Annotated in this window: 14 protein-coding genes; 12 read left to right on the forward strand and 2 right to left on the reverse strand. The window is 62.7% G+C overall.

The window, feature by feature from the left end:
* Window positions 1-15: 15 nt before the first annotated feature.
* The 6 genes from NP945_RS17870 to NP945_RS17900 all read left to right on the forward strand — a co-directional run bounded on the left by NP945_RS17870 (window position 16) and on the right by NP945_RS17900 (window position 6,579).
* A complete protein-coding gene (locus NP945_RS17870) occupies window positions 16-1,230 on the forward strand; it encodes a M48 family metallopeptidase (protein ID WP_164781824.1) in 1,215 nt (404 codons plus the stop codon).
* Window positions 1,231-1,319: 89 nt separating this feature from the next.
* Entirely contained in the window at window positions 1,320-2,045 is a 726-nt protein-coding gene (locus NP945_RS17875; protein WP_189526157.1) for a FecR domain-containing protein, read from the forward strand.
* A gap of 87 nt (window positions 2,046-2,132) precedes the next feature.
* Complete coding sequence (locus tag NP945_RS17880) at window positions 2,133-4,076, forward strand: adenylate/guanylate cyclase domain-containing protein (RefSeq protein ID WP_256747103.1); 1,944 nt, start codon at window positions 2,133-2,135, stop codon at window positions 4,074-4,076.
* A gap of 644 nt (window positions 4,077-4,720) precedes the next feature.
* Window positions 4,721-5,224, forward strand: coding sequence for a hypothetical protein (locus NP945_RS17890; protein ID WP_128308788.1), 504 nt, complete (start codon window positions 4,721-4,723; stop codon window positions 5,222-5,224).
* A 172-nt stretch (window positions 5,225-5,396) separates the two neighbouring features.
* Window positions 5,397-6,056 carry a L,D-transpeptidase gene (locus tag NP945_RS17895; protein ID WP_127807741.1) on the forward strand — a complete coding sequence of 220 codons (660 nt, stop codon included), beginning with the start codon at window positions 5,397-5,399 and terminating at the stop codon, window positions 6,054-6,056.
* A gap of 10 nt (window positions 6,057-6,066) precedes the next feature.
* The gene (locus NP945_RS17900) at window positions 6,067-6,579 is read left to right on the forward strand and encodes an OmpA family protein (protein ID WP_127807740.1); all 513 of its coding nucleotides are present in this window, start codon (window positions 6,067-6,069) and stop codon (window positions 6,577-6,579) included.
* Here NP945_RS17900 and NP945_RS32005 read toward each other — a convergent pair.
* Together NP945_RS32005 and NP945_RS17905 are read right to left on the reverse strand one after the other, a co-directional pair.
* Window positions 6,477-7,451 (reverse strand): NAD-dependent epimerase/dehydratase family protein, encoded by a 975-nt coding sequence (locus tag NP945_RS32005; RefSeq protein WP_372337978.1) that lies wholly within the window; start codon window positions 7,449-7,451, stop codon window positions 6,477-6,479. The genes NP945_RS17900 and NP945_RS32005 overlap by 103 nt on opposite strands.
* 1,235 nt (window positions 7,452-8,686) lie before the next feature.
* On the reverse strand, window positions 8,687-9,916 hold the full coding sequence (locus NP945_RS17905; protein ID WP_306283212.1) for an acetyl-CoA C-acetyltransferase: 1,230 nt from the start codon (window positions 9,914-9,916) through the stop codon (window positions 8,687-8,689).
* An 81-nt stretch (window positions 9,917-9,997) separates the two neighbouring features.
* On the opposite strand from NP945_RS17905, the gene NP945_RS17910 reads away from it, so the two are divergent.
* From NP945_RS17910 to NP945_RS17935, 6 genes are all read left to right on the forward strand, one after another.
* Window positions 9,998-11,935: an acetoacetate--CoA ligase gene (locus NP945_RS17910; protein WP_256747105.1), complete on the forward strand. Its 1,938-nt coding sequence runs from the start codon at window positions 9,998-10,000 to the stop codon at window positions 11,933-11,935.
* Window positions 11,932-13,083 carry a thiolase family protein gene (locus NP945_RS17915; protein ID WP_127330595.1) on the forward strand — a complete coding sequence of 384 codons (1,152 nt, stop codon included), beginning with the start codon at window positions 11,932-11,934 and terminating at the stop codon, window positions 13,081-13,083. The genes NP945_RS17910 and NP945_RS17915 overlap by 4 nt, the downstream gene beginning before the upstream one ends.
* Window positions 13,083-13,523, forward strand: a complete 441-nt coding sequence (locus NP945_RS17920) for a Zn-ribbon domain-containing OB-fold protein (protein ID WP_256747106.1) — start codon at window positions 13,083-13,085, stop codon at window positions 13,521-13,523. Before NP945_RS17915 ends, NP945_RS17920 begins: the two co-directional genes overlap by 1 nt.
* Window positions 13,520-13,972 (forward strand): MaoC family dehydratase, encoded by a 453-nt coding sequence (locus tag NP945_RS17925; RefSeq protein WP_127330591.1) that lies wholly within the window; start codon window positions 13,520-13,522, stop codon window positions 13,970-13,972. The genes NP945_RS17920 and NP945_RS17925 overlap by 4 nt, the downstream gene beginning before the upstream one ends.
* A 5-nt stretch (window positions 13,973-13,977) precedes the next feature.
* The gene (locus NP945_RS17930; RefSeq protein WP_245466443.1) at window positions 13,978-15,213 is read left to right on the forward strand and encodes a nitrate/nitrite transporter; all 1,236 of its coding nucleotides are present in this window, start codon (window positions 13,978-13,980) and stop codon (window positions 15,211-15,213) included.
* A 72-nt stretch (window positions 15,214-15,285) separates the two neighbouring features.
* Complete coding sequence (locus NP945_RS17935) at window positions 15,286-16,122, forward strand: GntR family transcriptional regulator (protein WP_127330589.1); 837 nt, start codon at window positions 15,286-15,288, stop codon at window positions 16,120-16,122.
* The last annotated feature ends 118 nt before the right edge of the window (window positions 16,123-16,240 follow it).

Raw genomic sequence — 16,240 nt, forward strand, 5'->3', positions numbered from 1 at the left:
CTTTTTAGCGGGGTATTGCCGGCCGGCGCACAAGGTCTTTTTACGGCCTATGACGATGCGTTTTCGGCCCGCATCGCCAGTCCGGCCGACAATGGAACGCTCGCCCAATTCGTCACGGTTGCGGTCAACGCGGGCCAATACGATCAGGCGATCTCCTCAATCGAGCAGTATCTGATCCAATACCCCCGCGATGCGCGCGCCCGGCTTGCCGCCAGCCGGTTGTACTATCATGTCGGCTCCTATGAATTGGCCCGGCGGCAGGTGCAGTACGGCATCGAAGTCGGCGGTCTGACCGCGGGTGAGCAGCAGGAAGCTGTTCGCCTCCTCGGCCGGATCGATCGTGCGTTGCGTGGCGTCACCTGGGAACTCGCCCTGACCGGCGGCGTATTCAGCGCATTCACCAATTTTGCGCCGGGCGGGGCGCAGGACGAGGAAAGCTTCGTCTCGCCCTACGGGCGGGCGGAAGGCTTTGTCCGGTGGGACCTCGGCACGCCAAGTGCCGACGCGCTGGTGCTTTCAGGGTCGTTGACGGCGACAGAGCGTTTTTTCACGGAAGACCTGTCGGTTCCGGGTAGCGATAAGACTTTTGTCCACGGCAACGCAGCGATTACCTGGGACAAGGGGCTGCCCAATAGTGGGATCGATTCGCTTCGCCTGCTGCTCTCCGCGTTTACCGTTACAGACCGTTTCGACAGCGATATTCAGGAAACCGGCATTGGCCTTGGTGGACGTTTCCTCGTTCGACCGACGGTCGAAACGACGCTCTTCGCCGGTGGCGGCTACATCGATCTAAGCGCCTCGCAAGGCATTTTCGCCGACAGCAGGGTCTTCTATGAGGCAGGCGGCAGCTACCGCTTCCGCAATGGCCAGGCGCTCGGACTGCGCTTTGTCGGCTCGAACGACTTCGCTTCCGGATCTGGAGAAATCGGCCGCAGCTACTCAGGCGAGGTCCGCTATGGCGGCCTGTTGATGAACGTACCGGATCTTTTCGCATGGTCACACCAGATCGCCTTCTCGGCCGGCCACAGCGACATTCCCGATCTCTCGGTCGGCATCGGCACAAATATTAAGAGCGACTTCTGGCGCATTGCCTCGGAAAGCGATTTTCAGCTGACTGAAGCCCAGAAGATCAGCGTTGATCTCGCCTATCGAGAAACCACTTTCGCCATCGCCAACCGCGACCGAAAATCGTTCGAAATGCTCATGAGCTATACGTTGACGCTCAATTGAAAGAGGCCTCGATGAGGTACCGTCAGATCGCTCTTTTTATCGCCTGCCTTGCTTTCACGGTACCATCCGCCGCTGAGACAGTCGGGTCGATGACAGCCTATCAGACCAACATCGTCCGCAACAACGGTGGGACAATGAACGTTGGTGCTGGCGTCGAACTCGGCGACCAGTTGCGCAGTGACCCCACCGGTCTTGGAATGCTGGTGTTCCGGGATGAATCGAGCGCCAAGATTGGTCCGAACACCAGCCTGACAATCGATGAATTCGTCTACAATCCGGGCTCCGGTTCCGGAAAGATCGATATCGGGATGAACAGCGGCCTGGCACGTTTTTATGGCGGCCAAGTTTCTAAAGGGGGCGTCATGCAGGTTGCGACGCCGCACATGGTGCTCGGGGCGAGAGGCGGCATCATCGAAGTGCTGGTGGCAGCCGGCCAGACTGTCGGCATATTGCGCGCCGGCCGCATGACCTGCACGATCAGTGGCAAACGGCTGGTCATCACAAACCCGGGCTACGCCTGCACGTCGGCAGATGGCAAGCTGCTGACCGGCTACGGTGGCATCGACACCTTCCCGATATTGGACAGTATTGACCGGATAGCGGGCACCGGCCTGCCAGGGGCACCGGGTCCTGGGTTGGACGTAAGCGCAATTTGTGCATCGGCACTCGGCGGCTCGCTCGAAGTCTGCGGGTCCACGGACGGCGCATTGCCAGGAGTGGTCTTGGAATTCCCTGACAGCCCAATGCCACCTGCGGGCAGCGGGGGGCGGAGGGGCGAGTGTGAGGGTGAGCGTTGCTGTTACTACTGCGATTAGACTGGCCCCACGATGAGCCGCTTGGTCGGTAGTCCCTGGGCTGATTGGCGGCAAGCTGGCAGGCGCAAAATATCCGGCCTTGTGGTCGTGCTCCTGCTGCTCGCTTGCCATTTGGCTTTTGACGCACCGTTGTCGCGTCTGCGTGAGCGGACGTACGACTTCTATCAGTTTCTCGCCCCACGCCAGACGACGAGCAATCCTGTCGTGATCGTCTCGATAGATGACGCCAGCCTCAAGGCACATGGGCGATGGCCCTGGAATCGTGGCCTCTTGGCCGATCTGGTCGATGGCATCACCGAATCCGGCGCGGCGGTGGTCGGGCTTGCGCTGGTACTCCCCGAGGCCGACAACTCGCCTGAAGGCATCGCCGGAGACAAGCACTTAGCAGCGGCGCTGGCCAAAAATCGAACGGCGCTTGCCGTCAGCCTAGGCAATGAGGCGACAGTTTCAGAAGCAGAACCCAAAGCCGGCTGGTCGATCGTCGGGCAAGTACCCGATACACTTCCCGGCTTCACCGGCTTGACCGGCTCGCTTGCCGAATTCTCGAACACTGCCGCGGGCCTCGGCGTGATTCGCACCTTGCCTGATCCCGACGGCGTACTGCGCCATGTGCCGCTGCTCTGGCTTCGCAACACCGCTCAAGGCGTGCAGTTGTGGCCGTCCTTCGCACTCGAGCTCCTGCGCCTTTACGCTGGACAGGACGGGTACATAGCCCGGATGAATGCAGCCGGGTTCGACGCACTCAGGATGGCCGGCGCCATTGTGCCGCTCGAGCCGGAGGGGAGCATCCGCCTCTGGCAAACCGCCACCGATGCGCCCCGCCTGTCTGCCAGCACTATCCTCTCGGGCCATGGCGATCCGCGGCTGCGCGACGCCATCGCCATTGTCGACCTGTCGGCTGTGGGACTGACGCAGTACCTGCCCACGCCAAGGAGTCCAGCACGATCAGGAGCGGACATCCACGCCGATGCGGTTGGCCAGATGCTTGCCGGGCGCTACCTGGCCGAGCCAACGCACGCGCGTATGCTTGAGCGGCTCTGGTTTCTCCTCAGTGCCGTCGTTTTCATCGGGCTGTCCGGAGTGCTCGCCGGGCGTGTCGTGCTTGGCGCCCTCGCACTGGCGCTGCTGGCCGTCACGCCGTTTGTGTTCGGCGCTCTCGAGTACAGCATGCAGGGTGCACTCTATGACCCGCTGCAGCCGGCGCTTGCAACGATCATGGTTGCGGGCTTCGAAGGCTATGTCCTCTACAGGCGCAGCGAGCAGCGCCGGTCCACCTTGGCGCGACAGTTCTCCCAATATCTGTCGCCCTCCGTGGTGCAGCGCCTCGCAAGCTCGGACACCGAGGCAATCCTGTCTGGCGAGAAGCGCGAGATCACAATCCTGATCAGCGACATACGCGGCTTCACGACGATGAGCGAACAGCTCGATACCCATGAGATCGCCAAGGTAGTCAACCATTTCCTTGGTATTGCGACCGATGAGATACTCAAGCGCGACGGCACCATCGACAAGTTCATGGGCGATGCGGTGCTGGCCTTCTGGAACGCGCCGCTTGATCAACCCGATCATCGCGAGCGTGCGCTCGACGCGGGTCTTGCCCTGATCGAGCGGGTGAAGCGCGAAGATGCCGCCTTCACTGCGGATGGCCATCGCTCGATCGAAATCGGCGTCGCCATCGAGACCGGCATCTGCTCGGTAGGCAATTTCGGCTCCGAACGACGCTTCGATTACACCGCAATCGGCTCCCCGGTGAACCGCGTGGCACGTCTCGAGTCCACGACCAAGAAGCTGGGCATCCCCCTGGTGCTCGGACCCGGCTTTGCGGCAGGAGCATCGATGCCGGTCGTCCAGGCGGGCGCCTTTGAGCTCCAGGGTTTCAAGGGCGAGGTGCCGGTTTTCACTGTTCCGGAGATGCAAGCTGCTCACCAAGGTGTGAGCCGCGAAGTAGAGATCCAACAATCTGGCGCCCCTGGCGCGGTGGTTGGTTCGCCGCCATCCGTGCAAATGACACCGCCTGATGTTGCGCCCTGAACCCGAAGCACACGCTGACCGGATTCAGCCGATCGCAGGGGTGCCGTCCTGCATCGTGAACTAAGACCGCTGGGGAGGGCCTAGGTGCCATCAGGCGGCATCCGGCCTGCGCAGCCGTTGTTTTTGACGGCGGGCGTCTCGCACGCCTGCAGGATTAGGCCAATTTGGTCGGCCGCAAAATACCGGAGCTGAAAGTAGCCCATCTATTCCTGAAAGCTGCCATTCTAGTTGCGGCCCCACGCTCATCAACCGTCTGCCGGCGCGCAGCGGTCATCCAACAGAACACCGGCCGACCTGTTCAGTTCGAGTTGATGAGCGACGCACGCTCCAGCCTTCTCGCATGGCTGGAGCGACGCGGTAGAAGATGCCCTGGAACTGCTGAGGCTACGGAAACCTACAGATGCAGCTCCATTTCCGAGTGGAGCCGCGTATGCTAAGCGCCTTGTTTCGGTCGTTGAGGCGAACTCCTGCGATCCCATATGTGGACATAGTTGCTGAAGACGCTTTGAACCAGACTCGCGTGGGAGTGAGGTTGCAAAACGCCTCCTCCGGGTGAGAACTCCCCGCAGAGAGCCGCTTCTTCAGACAGGCTCCGACCAGGCCGCAGGATAGGCGAGGCAGCCCCAGAATTTGGAGACCAGAACATGGCAAGCGGGGAGCAGCAAGACAAATCAGCGGCGGAAAAGGCAGTATGGCCGCTTCTCTTTCTAACGGCGGCGCTGCAGGCGTATCTGGGTCTGTCGTTGGTAGCCTATGTGTTCATGGGCGTGTCAAACCCGGGCTCCGGGATGGCCGGATGGACAGCGGCCATGACAGGCGGGCTCCAGACGATTGCGGCCATGGCGGCCTTTGTGCTGGCTCTTCGAGGCGATCTTCGCGGCACTAACCTGGCGTTAGCCGGCAGCATCATGCTGGGCTGGTTTTCGATGCTGCCTTCGGTCGCTGAGCAAGGGCTCGACTTTGGCGGTGACGACTGGGGTACCCCGGTCTATTTCGTGGTCTCCCCCATCATCGCGATCGTTACGGCAACGCTAGCTTGGCGCAACCTATACCTGGTCCCGGCAGCTTTCATCGTAACAGCACCGACCTTCATCGGCATTTTGGTCGTCATCGTCTTCGGAATCGCCATCGCTTTATACGGCTTCTGAATGCGTGGCAGGTTCGAGGCTCGAAGTCGCAAGGATTGGCTTCGGCCCGTGAATCCGAGGCGTATCGAAGGTCCGGCTTCGGGTCGCATCCGGCCCGCTGCAGCATTTTCCACTTTGAGGCGAAATCATTCTCGACTATGGTCTGCCAGACTTAAGGCATGGGGGATTGCCGATGGTTTTATCACGCAGGGGAGTCGTGATCGGCGGCCTGGCGCTGGTCGCGGTCGGTGCAACCGGCAATATTGTTCTAGCCGCGACGGCAAAATCCTTTTTCGCCGGTGACGCCAGCGACAACAATTTTGTCTATCGCAAGACCAACTTCGCCAAGATCGACAAGAGATGGCATCGCCAGATCGTGAAGTATTTCAGCAGCGAGCCGGTCGGCACTGTCGTGGTCGATACCCGCCACCACTTCCTCTACCTCATCATGGAAAACAAGACCGCCATCCGCTACGGCGTCGGCGTAGGCAAGGACGGCTTCAAATGGTACGGCCGCGCGACGATCGACCGCCGCGCGCTGTGGCCACGATGGGTCCCGCCCCCCGAAATGCGTAAGCGCAAGCCGGACCTACCGCCGATGGTCGCAGGCGGCGCGTCCAACAATCCGCTCGGGCCGCGCGCGCTCTATCTGTACCGCGACGGCGCCGACATCGGCTACCGCCTGCATGGCACCCTGGAGCCATGGAGCATCGGCACCGACGCTTCCAGCGGCTGCATCCGCATGTTCCCGGAAGACATCATCGACCTCTACCAGCGGTGCCCGATCGGCACCGCGGTGGAGGTGCTGCCGCACATCGCCGACCAGGCGCCCGCTTCCACAACTGTCGAATGATTGGCGCCTGATGAACCGCATGATTGAAAACACGCGCCGGCTGCTCGCTGCCAGCCTGCTGGTGTTTGTCGCATCCTGCTCGACCAGCAACACGCTGGCCCCTTCCACGCCAGACGTCACCAACGCCGAGATTGCCGGCTTCCAGAACGTGCAGCCGGGCAGCGAGGAGGATTTTATCCTCAATGTCGGCCGCCGCACCTATTTCACACAAGGTTCGGTTGCGCTCGATTCTGTCGCCAAGGCCACCCTCGACACCCAGATCGCCTGGTTAGCAAAGCATCCGCGCTGGCTGCTCAAGCTGCAGGGTTTCGCCGACGATCCCGGCGCAAGTGAAACGGCGCTGTCGCAGCAGCGCGCCGATGCGGTGATGGACTACCTCGCCGCGGGCGGCATAGACCGCAATCGCATGTGGGCCAAGGGCTACGGCAAGGAGAGGCTCGTCCGCGACTGCCCCGACGCCGCCTGCAGGTCGCAGAACCGCCGCGTTGTGTCTAATTTGCGCGATGAGAGGGACGAGTCGTAGGTGGCAGCAGTTTTGCTTGTCATCGGAGGCCGTAGGCAGCTTTGTCCCCGTAAAGCAGACATGCCGGCGATAGCACTTGCCGCAGGACTGACCAAAGCGAGAAGTCGCATCGCCCAGTTTGGCATCTCAAATCGCGGCGCTTTTGCTCCATGAGCACCCAGCCGCGACCTGAGCACCCGGGCTATCTCGTATATGCTCATTGTTTCACCCGCTATTGCAACGAACCGCTCGCCATTTGCTGCAGGATCGGTCATAGCGCGAATGTGTAGATCGGCGACGTCGCGGACGTCCACGATCCCGTAGGAAAGCTTCGGAGCTAACGGCAGATTTCCGTCCAGCATACGTTGGATGAGTGAAATTGACGGAGAATAGTCGGGGCACATGACCGGCCCCAATATCACCGTCGGGTTTACTGCTGTAAGCTCTGGCCCACCTTTTCGCCTCACAAAATCCCAGGCATCTTTTTCGGCTAACGTCTTCGATCTGACGTAGGCGGTAAGAGTGGGAATGCTCAAGTCACTCCAATCGGCCTCAGTGAATTCAGCGGTGTCCATATCGCGAGCGTAACTCAAGGCAACGAATGACGATGTGATCACCAGCCGTTTAACCTTCGCTTCATGTGCTGCTCGCAACACTCGTAGTGTGCCAGATCTGGCGATGCCGATGGTGTCAATATTGCCACCCTTTTGTCCAACGGCAAATGGAGAGGCGACATGTAGCACATAGGAGCTACCGGCGGCGGCATCATCCCAACCGGGATCGGCACTCAAATCTGCCTCGATGAAGGAAAGAGAAGCGCCAATTGATGATGCGCCCATCTGCTCGAGTGTACGACGACTTCTGGTTCGCGTGTCAGCGAGCGTACAGTGCATCTAACCCGGTATCCAAGATCGAGCAGCTGCAAAATACAGTACATACCGAGGAAGCCGGAACCTCCCGTAACCAGCACTTGTTGGGATTGCGTAGAACGTTTGAGAGGTCTGATCATCGGCCATCTGAAGTTGCGGGATTTCCATCGCAGTTTGAGCACTGATTCGATAGCCGACCACGCCCTTTCCCGATAGCTTGGGCCTCTCCCCGGAAAAGTACAATCTCATATAGCGGGAAGACATGCTGCCCGACGACTATGCAGAGTGGGTCAAACCACGTCCACCTCCTCCCCATCTGAGAGCAAACCGACCGGCGCTATTTCCTCAAGCTGATCAAATGCAGGCGCGCCGAATCATCGCACCGCGCGGGCGCAAAGCGGCTGGAATGCTTGGACCGCTTCAAATGCCCGCACTCAATCGCTTTTCCGGACCTTCGCGTAACGACAGTTCGGTTCGAGCCATGATAGGCTTTGCGCCTCGAGAATGGTGGCGTCATCGCGCGGCGAACGGCCTTCTTGCGTATCCGGCGAAGGGTGACAAAGTGGGCAGTCGAACTTTTTGAGAGGGTGACGATGGCGTGAGGGGCGCTGATGGCAAGCGCAGGCGCTTTGCTCGACACAACACGGCCGCCCGTCAGGCGATGTATCTTAGTGCCAGCGGGGTAGTTGGAGCGCTAGCATGCCTGGTCATCGGGCAAGTTTCCGTTCACTTGAACCCGGCGGGTGCTCCCGCAATAGCGGGTTGGCGATGCATATTCTCGCCATCGTGATTGTGTTCGCTGTGCGCGAACCGTTCCGTTTGCCATCTTGCAGCACTTCTCGCCCGCTCGCCAAGATGATTGCCGTTGGCTGCGTCCTCGTTCTCGCAGCCGCTCTTTATGTCATCGCGCTGGCAGACTTCCCCCACAGGGTTGATGGAGATGCAGCGGCGCAGGCGAACAACGCTATGGAATTTTTGGGCGCTTCGCCGCCACCCATTGTGGGTGTGGGCTGGTTTGGCCGCGCGAATCTCTACTACTTCCTTGACTCGATAGCATTAGCCATGTTCGGCCCCACGCTGTTCGGCATGCGCATTTTCGGTGCAATCGGAGGTATCCTCGCGGTTCTTTTTACCTTTCTATTTGCGCGATCAGTGATTGGCTTCCGCTACGCAATCCTCGCGCCGGGTCGAAATCTTGGAGGTGGCGTGGCCAGGCCATTGTGCACCGCTTTCACACGACAGCTGCTTAGAGTCTCGGATCACCGCTCCAGGCAGATCGCCACGCCTTGGCCGCCGCCGATGCAAAGTGAGGCCAGGCCTTTGCGGGCCTTGCGCCTCGTCATCTCGTGGAGCAGCGTCACTACGATGCGGCAGCCGGACCCGGCCAACGGATGGCCGAGCGCGATGGCGCCGCCGCTGATGTTGATGATCTCCTCGTTCCAGCCCATCTCGCGATTGACCGCGATGGCCTGTGCGGCGAAGGCTTCGTTGATCTCCATGGCGTCGAGGTCGGCCGCCTGCCAGCCGGCCTTCTGCAGCGCAAGGCGTGAGGCAGCGACTGGTCCCAGCCCCATATCCATCGGCTCGACCCCCGCTGAAGCATAGGACGCAACTCGGGCGAGGGGCGTTAGCCCGAGTTCGTTCATCCGTGTCTCCGACATAACCAACACGGCGGCAGCACCATCGTTGAGCCCGGAGGCGTTGCCGGCGGTGATTGTCCCCGCCGGATCGAAGACCGGCTTCAGCCGGCCAAGTCCTTCGAGGGTGGTCGAGGGGTTTGGATGCTCGTCACGGTCGATGACGACATCACCCTGCCTTGTCTTTACCGAGACAGGGACAATCTCATCGTCGAACCTTCCCGAGCGGATAGCGGCGTCGGCCTTCTCCTGCGAACGCAACGCGAAACGGTCCTGCTCATCGCGCGTGATCTGGCAACGCTGCGCCAGGGACTCGACCGTGACGCCCATATGGACCTGATGGAAGGCGTCCCACAGCCCGTCGGTGATCATCGAATCCTTGACGATCTGGTCGCCCATGCGCACGCCGCCGCGAATGCCTGGAATAAAATGCGGCGCGGACGTCATCGAGTCCTGGCCGCCGGCGATGATGCAATCGGCGTCGCCGCAGCGAATGGCCTGCGCGGCAAGATGGATCGATTTCTGGCCAGCGCCGCACACCTTGTTGATCGTCATCGCGGGTACGCTGACCGGCAGGCCGGCCCTGAGCGATGCCTGTCTTGCCGGGTTCTGCCCGGCGCCGCCGGTCAGCACCTGGCCCATGATCACCTCGCCGACGGCATCAGGCGCAAGCCCGGTTTCGGCCAGCATCGCTTGAATCAGCTGCCCACCCAGTTCCGCGGCGGAGAGGCCGGCGAGCGCGCCGTTGAGCTTGCCGATCGGCGTGCGTTTGGCGGCGACGATGTACACTGCATCCGGCAATTTCCTGTCCTCCATTGGTGCGGCACAGAGGGCGTGTTCGCCGCTTGACATTCTGGTTATAACCAATAATCTGAAAGTGACTTGCAGACAAGATGACGGCTTCGCGCCGGCCTGCATTCCGGGAGGAAATTCATGTCATCCGTGCTTTGGACGCCGGCGCCGGCCGCGTTCCAATTCTCGAATCTTGCGCGCTTCGCGACAGCCAACGGCTTCAGCCCGCACGACTACGAGACGATGCATCGCTGGTCGATCAGTGACCTTGGCGCGTTCTGGCGGGCGGTGTGGGACTTTGCCGGCGTGACCGGCGATCCGGGCACGCGATCTTTCCTGCGCGACGACCAGGCGCCGATGACGCGGAGCCAATTCTTTCCCGACGCATCGCTTAATCTCGCGGAGAATCTGTTGCGGGGCGACGATGATCGGGTCGCGGTCATCGAGGCCGACGAGAGCGGCCATTTCCGCACCGTCACCCTCTGTGAGTTGCGCGGGCGCGTCGCCAGGATAGCGCATGGCCTGCGCGCGGCCGGCGTGGCGAGGGGCGACAGCGTCGGCGGTATACTGCCCAACCGTCTCGAAGGTCTCGTGGCGCTTCTGGCGACTCTTTCGGTCGGCGCCGTCTGGTCGTCCTGCTCGCCGGATTTCGGCGCGGCGGCGATCGTCGACCGTCTCGGCCAGATCGGCGTCAAGGTGCTGTTTGCAGCATCCCGCTACCGATACGCGGGCAAGCAACACGACATTTCCGACCGGCTGGCCGAGATCGTTGCGGCGATGCCGACGGTGACCAAGCTGGTACTGATCGGCGACGATAAACCCGTCATGCGGACGGCTGTCGCTTTCGAGGATTTCGGCGCAGACGCTCCGCTGGCCTTCGAACGCGTGCCCTTCGATCATCCGGCCTATGTGCTCTACACTTCAGGCACCACGGGTGCGCCGAAGGCGATCGTCCATCGCACCGGGGGCGTGCTGCTCCAACATCTGAAGGAGCATCTGCTGCATGGCGACGTCCGCCCCGGCGACGTGATGAGCTGGTACACCAACACGGCCTGGATGATGTACCATTGGTTGATCTCGGGCCTCGCCTGCGGCGCGGCTGTTGTGCTCTATGACGGCGCGCCGATCCTGAAGACCGCTGATGGCCTCGACGCCAGCCCGCTGTGGACAATGGCGGAGCGCGCACGCGTCACCCATTTCGGCACCAGCCCGAAATATCTGGCGACACTTGCCGCCGAAGGCTACGCGCCTGGGCGCTTGCACGACCTGTCATCGCTGCGCTCGCTGCTTTCGGCCGGCGCGCCGGTCTCTCCCGGCCAGTTCGACTGGGTCTACGAGAATGTGAAGCACGACATGATCTTCGCCTCGATCTCGGGCGGCACCGAGATCATCGGCTGTTTCCTGCTCGGTTCGCCGCTCCACGCCGTTCGCCGTGGCGAACTGACGGTGAAGGGGCTTGGCCTTGCGGTGGCGGTGATGGACGAGCGTAACGCGCCGGTCATCGGCCGGCAGGGCGATCTCGTCTGCACCGAACCGTTCCCGTCCATGCCGCTGACCTTCTGGGGCAAGGACGGCGACGCGCGCTACCACGCCACCTATTTCGCCGCACGCCGGGAAATCTGGACGCATGGCGATGTCGCCGAGATGAGCCTGCATGGCTCGGGGATCATCCATGGCCGCTCGGACACGACGTTGAAGCCCGGCGGCGTGCGCATCGGCACGGCCGAAATCTACGCCGCCTGCGAAACCTTTGCCGAGATCGAGGATTGCCTGGTGTTCGGCGCGCCGGTCGAAGGCGATGAGGAGATCGTGCTTTGCGTCAAGCTCAGCGACGGTTTTGAGCTGACGCCTGAGTTCGCTGGGCAGATCCGCCGCGCCATTCGTGCGGGCGCATCGCCGCGCCACGTGCCGCACCGCATCCATGCGGTGCAGGCCGTGCCCTACACGCTCAACGGCAAGAGGGTGGAAGGGGCCGCCCGCACCACACTCGAGGGCAAGCCGGTGAAGAATATGGCTTCGCTCGCCAATCCCGCATGCCTCGAGGAATACCGCGCGCTCGACCGGAGCAAGGCGGCATGATCCGGGCCAAGGGAGCGATCGTCGGCATCGGCGAATTGAAACCGCAACGCCTGACCAGCGGCGTGGCGACGCTGGAGATGATCGCCGAGGTCTCCCGTCTGGCCGTGCTCGATGCCGGGCTGGAGCCGGCGGCGATCGATGGGCTGCTGGTCGGGCCGCAGGTCGGCGAGACGCCGCAGCATGTTCCGGCGACCGTCGCTGAGTATCTCGGGCTGGCGCCGGCCATGGCCAATGTCGTCGACCTCGGCGGCGCTTCGGGTGCCGGCATGGTCTGGCGCGCAGCGGCGGCGATCGAGGCCGGCATGTGCGAGACAGTGCTGTGCGTCCTCGCCAACAACCGCGAAGAGGTTGCACCGCGATCGCCCAACCGCAATCCGATCCGCGAGTTCGACGTGCCGTTCGGCGCTTCGGGCGCCAATATCTCCTACGCGCTGCTGATGCAGGCGCATATGGCGGCGCATGGCTCGACCGCCAGGGATTTCGCGCTGATTGCCGCGGCGGCACGGGCCAACGCACAGCTCAACCCAGACGCGATCTTCTTCGGCAAGCCGGCGGATGTGGAGATGGTGCTGGCCTCGCCGATGATCTCTTCGCCGCTGCATCTCTATGAAATCGTCATGCCAGTCGCCGGCGGCGAGGCAGTTGTCGTCACCTCGGCCGAGCGCGCGCGTTCGCTGCGCAAGCGTCCCGTGCATTTGCTGGGGGCCGGCGAGAAGGTCACGCATCGCGCGGTCAGCCAGGCGCCCTGCCTCACCTCCGGTCCGCTGAAGAGCGCCATGGCGCGGGCCTTCGCGCAGTCCGGCACCAGGGCCGATGACATGGATCTCCTGTCGCTCTACGACTGCTACACGATCATGGTCGCCACGACGATCGAGGACGCCGGTCTCTGTGCGCCGGGCCAGTTTGGCGCGTGGCTGCGCGACCACGATCTTTCGCACCAAGGCGACAAGCCGCTCAACACGCATGGCGGCCAGCTCGGCTTCGGCCAGCCCGACCTTGCCGGCGGCATGACGCATGTCGTCGAGGCCGTGCGTCAGCTGCGCGGTGAGGCGGGCGAACGCCAGATCGGCAAGGCCGAGCTCGCGCTGGTCACCGGCAATGGCGCGACGATGAGCGAGGCGACCGCGCTCGTGCTGGGAGCCGCCTGATGTCCGTCGATCTCAATGGCTTGAAAACCCCCGGTCCGACGATCACCGCGTTGACCCAGCCATTCTGGGATGCGGCGGCACAAGGCCAGCTGAAAATCCAGCACTGCGAGGACTGCGGCAAGCCCGTATTTTACCCGCGGCCGATCTGCCCGCATTGCTGGAGCAAGCGCCTGGTCTGGAAAGAGGCGTCGGGCAAGGGCCGACTGAAATCCTTTTCGCAAGTGGGCAAGCCGGGCCATCCCGGCTGGCTGCCGGCCGCTCCCTATGTGGTCGGGCTGGTCGAATTGGCCGAAGGCCCGACCATGCTGAGCTTCATCCTGGCCGGCGCGCAGCCACCACACGTCGGAGACGCGCTGCTGCTCGCACCGACAGCCATCGGCGGTCGCGTCCTGCCAGCCTTCAAATCAGTGGAAACCGCAACAGAGGAGAAGCCGCAATGAGCACCGAGACGAAAGATGGCTGGGTAGGTGTGGTCAAGGGTCGTCCGGAAGTCGGCGCCTTGGCCGAGCGCACGCGCCGCACGCGCGCCAGCGATATCGAGGCCTTCACCGATATCACCGGCGACCGCAATCCGCTGCACTATGACCGCGCGCTGGCCGAGAAATCGGTGTTCGGCAAATTGATCGTCCAGGGCGGCGTCACCTCAGGCATCCTCAATGCGCTGGTCGCCGAAGACCTGCCTGGACCAGGGACCGTGTTCCTTGAAGTCGCCTGGAAGTTCGTCAAGGCCGTAGGCGTTGACGAGGAGATCACCGGACGCGTCGAGGTCAAAGAGGTGCGCCCTGACAAGCCGATCTGCAAGATCGAGACATCAGTGCGCAACGGCCAGGGCGAGCTTTGTCTCACCGGCACGGCCACGGTGTTCACCGTTCCGCTGCTAGGCGCGTGAGTGCGGTGGACGACAGCCGTCCTGGCATGGCGGCCGACAGCGAACGCTGGCGCGTGCTGTCGCTGCTTTGCCTGGCTGTCGTTCTGTCGCTGACCACCTGGTTTTCGGCGACCGCCATCCTGCCCGAGCTGAAGCAGGAACTGGCTATCGGTTCTGGCGCCGAGGCGTGGCTGACCAACGGCGTCCAGGTCGGCTTCGTGATCGGCGCGCTGGCGGCGAGCCTGGTCAACCTTCCCGACCTGGTGCGGCTCAGCCGCCTTATGGCCGCCGCAGCTTTTGTTGCCGCGCTCGCCAATGCCAGCCTGCTGTTTCATCCCGACCCGGGCGGTGCCATCGCCGCGCGCATCGTCACCGGCGCAGCACTTGCCGGGGTCTATCCGCCGGCGTTGAAGCTGGTCGCAACCTGGTTCACGCGCGACAGGGGGCTGGCGCTCGGCGCGGTCATTGGCGCGCTGACCATTGGCTCGGCACTGCCACATCTCTTCCGCGCCGCCTTGAGCGCGCTCGACTGGCGGCCGGTGGTCGCCGCAGCCAGCCTGGCGACGGCGATCGGCGCACTGCTGTTCCTGCAGTTCGCCAGGGAAGGGCCTTATCCCTTCGGCAAGGCGGTGTTCGAGCCGTCGCGCATCGGCCAGGTGTTTCGCGAAAAGCCGCTGCTGCTCGCCAATCTCGGCTATCTCGGACACATGTGGGAACTCTATGCCATGTGGGCGTGGCTGCTTGCCTATACGCGTGCCGCCTTCGAGGCGCAGGCCGTTGGGACGACGGCAGCCGCGTCGCTATCGACCTTCTTCATCATTGCGTCCGGAATTCTCGGCTGCCTGCTCGGAGGCTATCTGTCGGACCGGATCGGCCGAACGGCGACCACAGCCGGCATGATGATCGTCTCGGGAAGCTGCGCACTGCTCATGGGCTTCCTGTTCACCGGGCCGCTCTGGCTGTTCATGCTGGTTGCCATCGTCTGGGGCATTTCGGTGGTCGGCGATTCCGCGCAGTTTTCAGCTGCCGTCACCGAGCTTGCCGACCGCCGCTTCGTCGGCACGGCGCTGTCGGTGCAGCTCGGCGCCGGCTTCGCGCTGACGGTGCTGGCCATCTGGTTGACGCCGCGCTTCGCCGACCTTGTCGGCGGCTGGCGCTGGGCCTTCCTGCTGCTGGTTCCCGGGCCGCTTCTTGGAGCCGTGGCCATGCTGTGGTTGCGAAACTTGCCGGAGAGCGTGAATATGGCTGGCGGGCTCCGTTAGGGAGGACGCTGCCGCTTCTTGAGTCGCGGCAAATCATTTTGCGGCGGGACCGAAATGGAACAAACGACCAGAATGCGTGGGCGTCCTCGCTACGACCAGGAAGATGCCGGAGCGGCCGAGGCGTTCCGCTCGATCGGCTCCAAGGTCGAGCTCAACCGCGACGAGGCGGCACCGCTGTGGGTGCAATTGCGCAACCAGGTCGAGGAAGCCATCAACACCGGTCTGCTGGCGGCCAATTCGCGCATCCCTTCCGAGCAGGCGCTGTGCGACTTCTTCGGCGTCTCGCGTCCGGTCGTGCGTGCCGCGATCGGCTCGCTGTCCAGCGAAGGCCGCATCATCAAGATGCCGCGCAAGGGCATGTTCGTCGCCGCACCGCGCGAGCATGTCGACTTCATGACCGCCAATCTCGGCGTGTTCGACGACCTGACGGCGAAGGGCCACAAGGTCTCGACGCGCACGCTCGAAATCTACCGGTGCCCGCCGAGCGAGAAAGAGTCCAAAGTCTTCGGCATTCCCGCCAATGGCAGCGTGGTCCGCATCAGCCGCGTCTACATGACCGACGGCGCGCCGATCACCATGACACGCATCAGCCTGCCGGGGCACAGGGTGCCGGGGCTCGAAAACATCCTTTCGGAAAACCAGTCGATTTTCGGCACCATCCGCGCGGTGTTCGGCCTGACGGTGAAGCGCGCCGACCGTTGGCTGCGCGCGGCATTGCCCACCAAGGAAGAGGCCGAGGAGATGGGCGTCGCCGCCAACACACCGCTGATCGAAATCGAGTCGATCGCCTATGATGCCGACGGTGCGGCGCTCGAATATTACGAGGCCTTCTACAACTCTTCCGTCGCCCGCATCCACATGGCGGTCGAGCAGCCGTCGGCGACAGTGAACGGCGTCGATCGCACCTGAATATGATCCGTCAAAACATTCTGTTTTCTGGTTATAACCAGATTGACGAACCCGGGAAGCTTCTGTAACGTCCTTGCCATGGGTCGGGAGGAGCCTGACCCCTAACGCATTATCAGGA

Source organism: Mesorhizobium sp. LMG17149 (assembly GCF_024518695.1).
Lineage (GTDB): Bacteria > Pseudomonadota > Alphaproteobacteria > Rhizobiales > Rhizobiaceae > Mesorhizobium.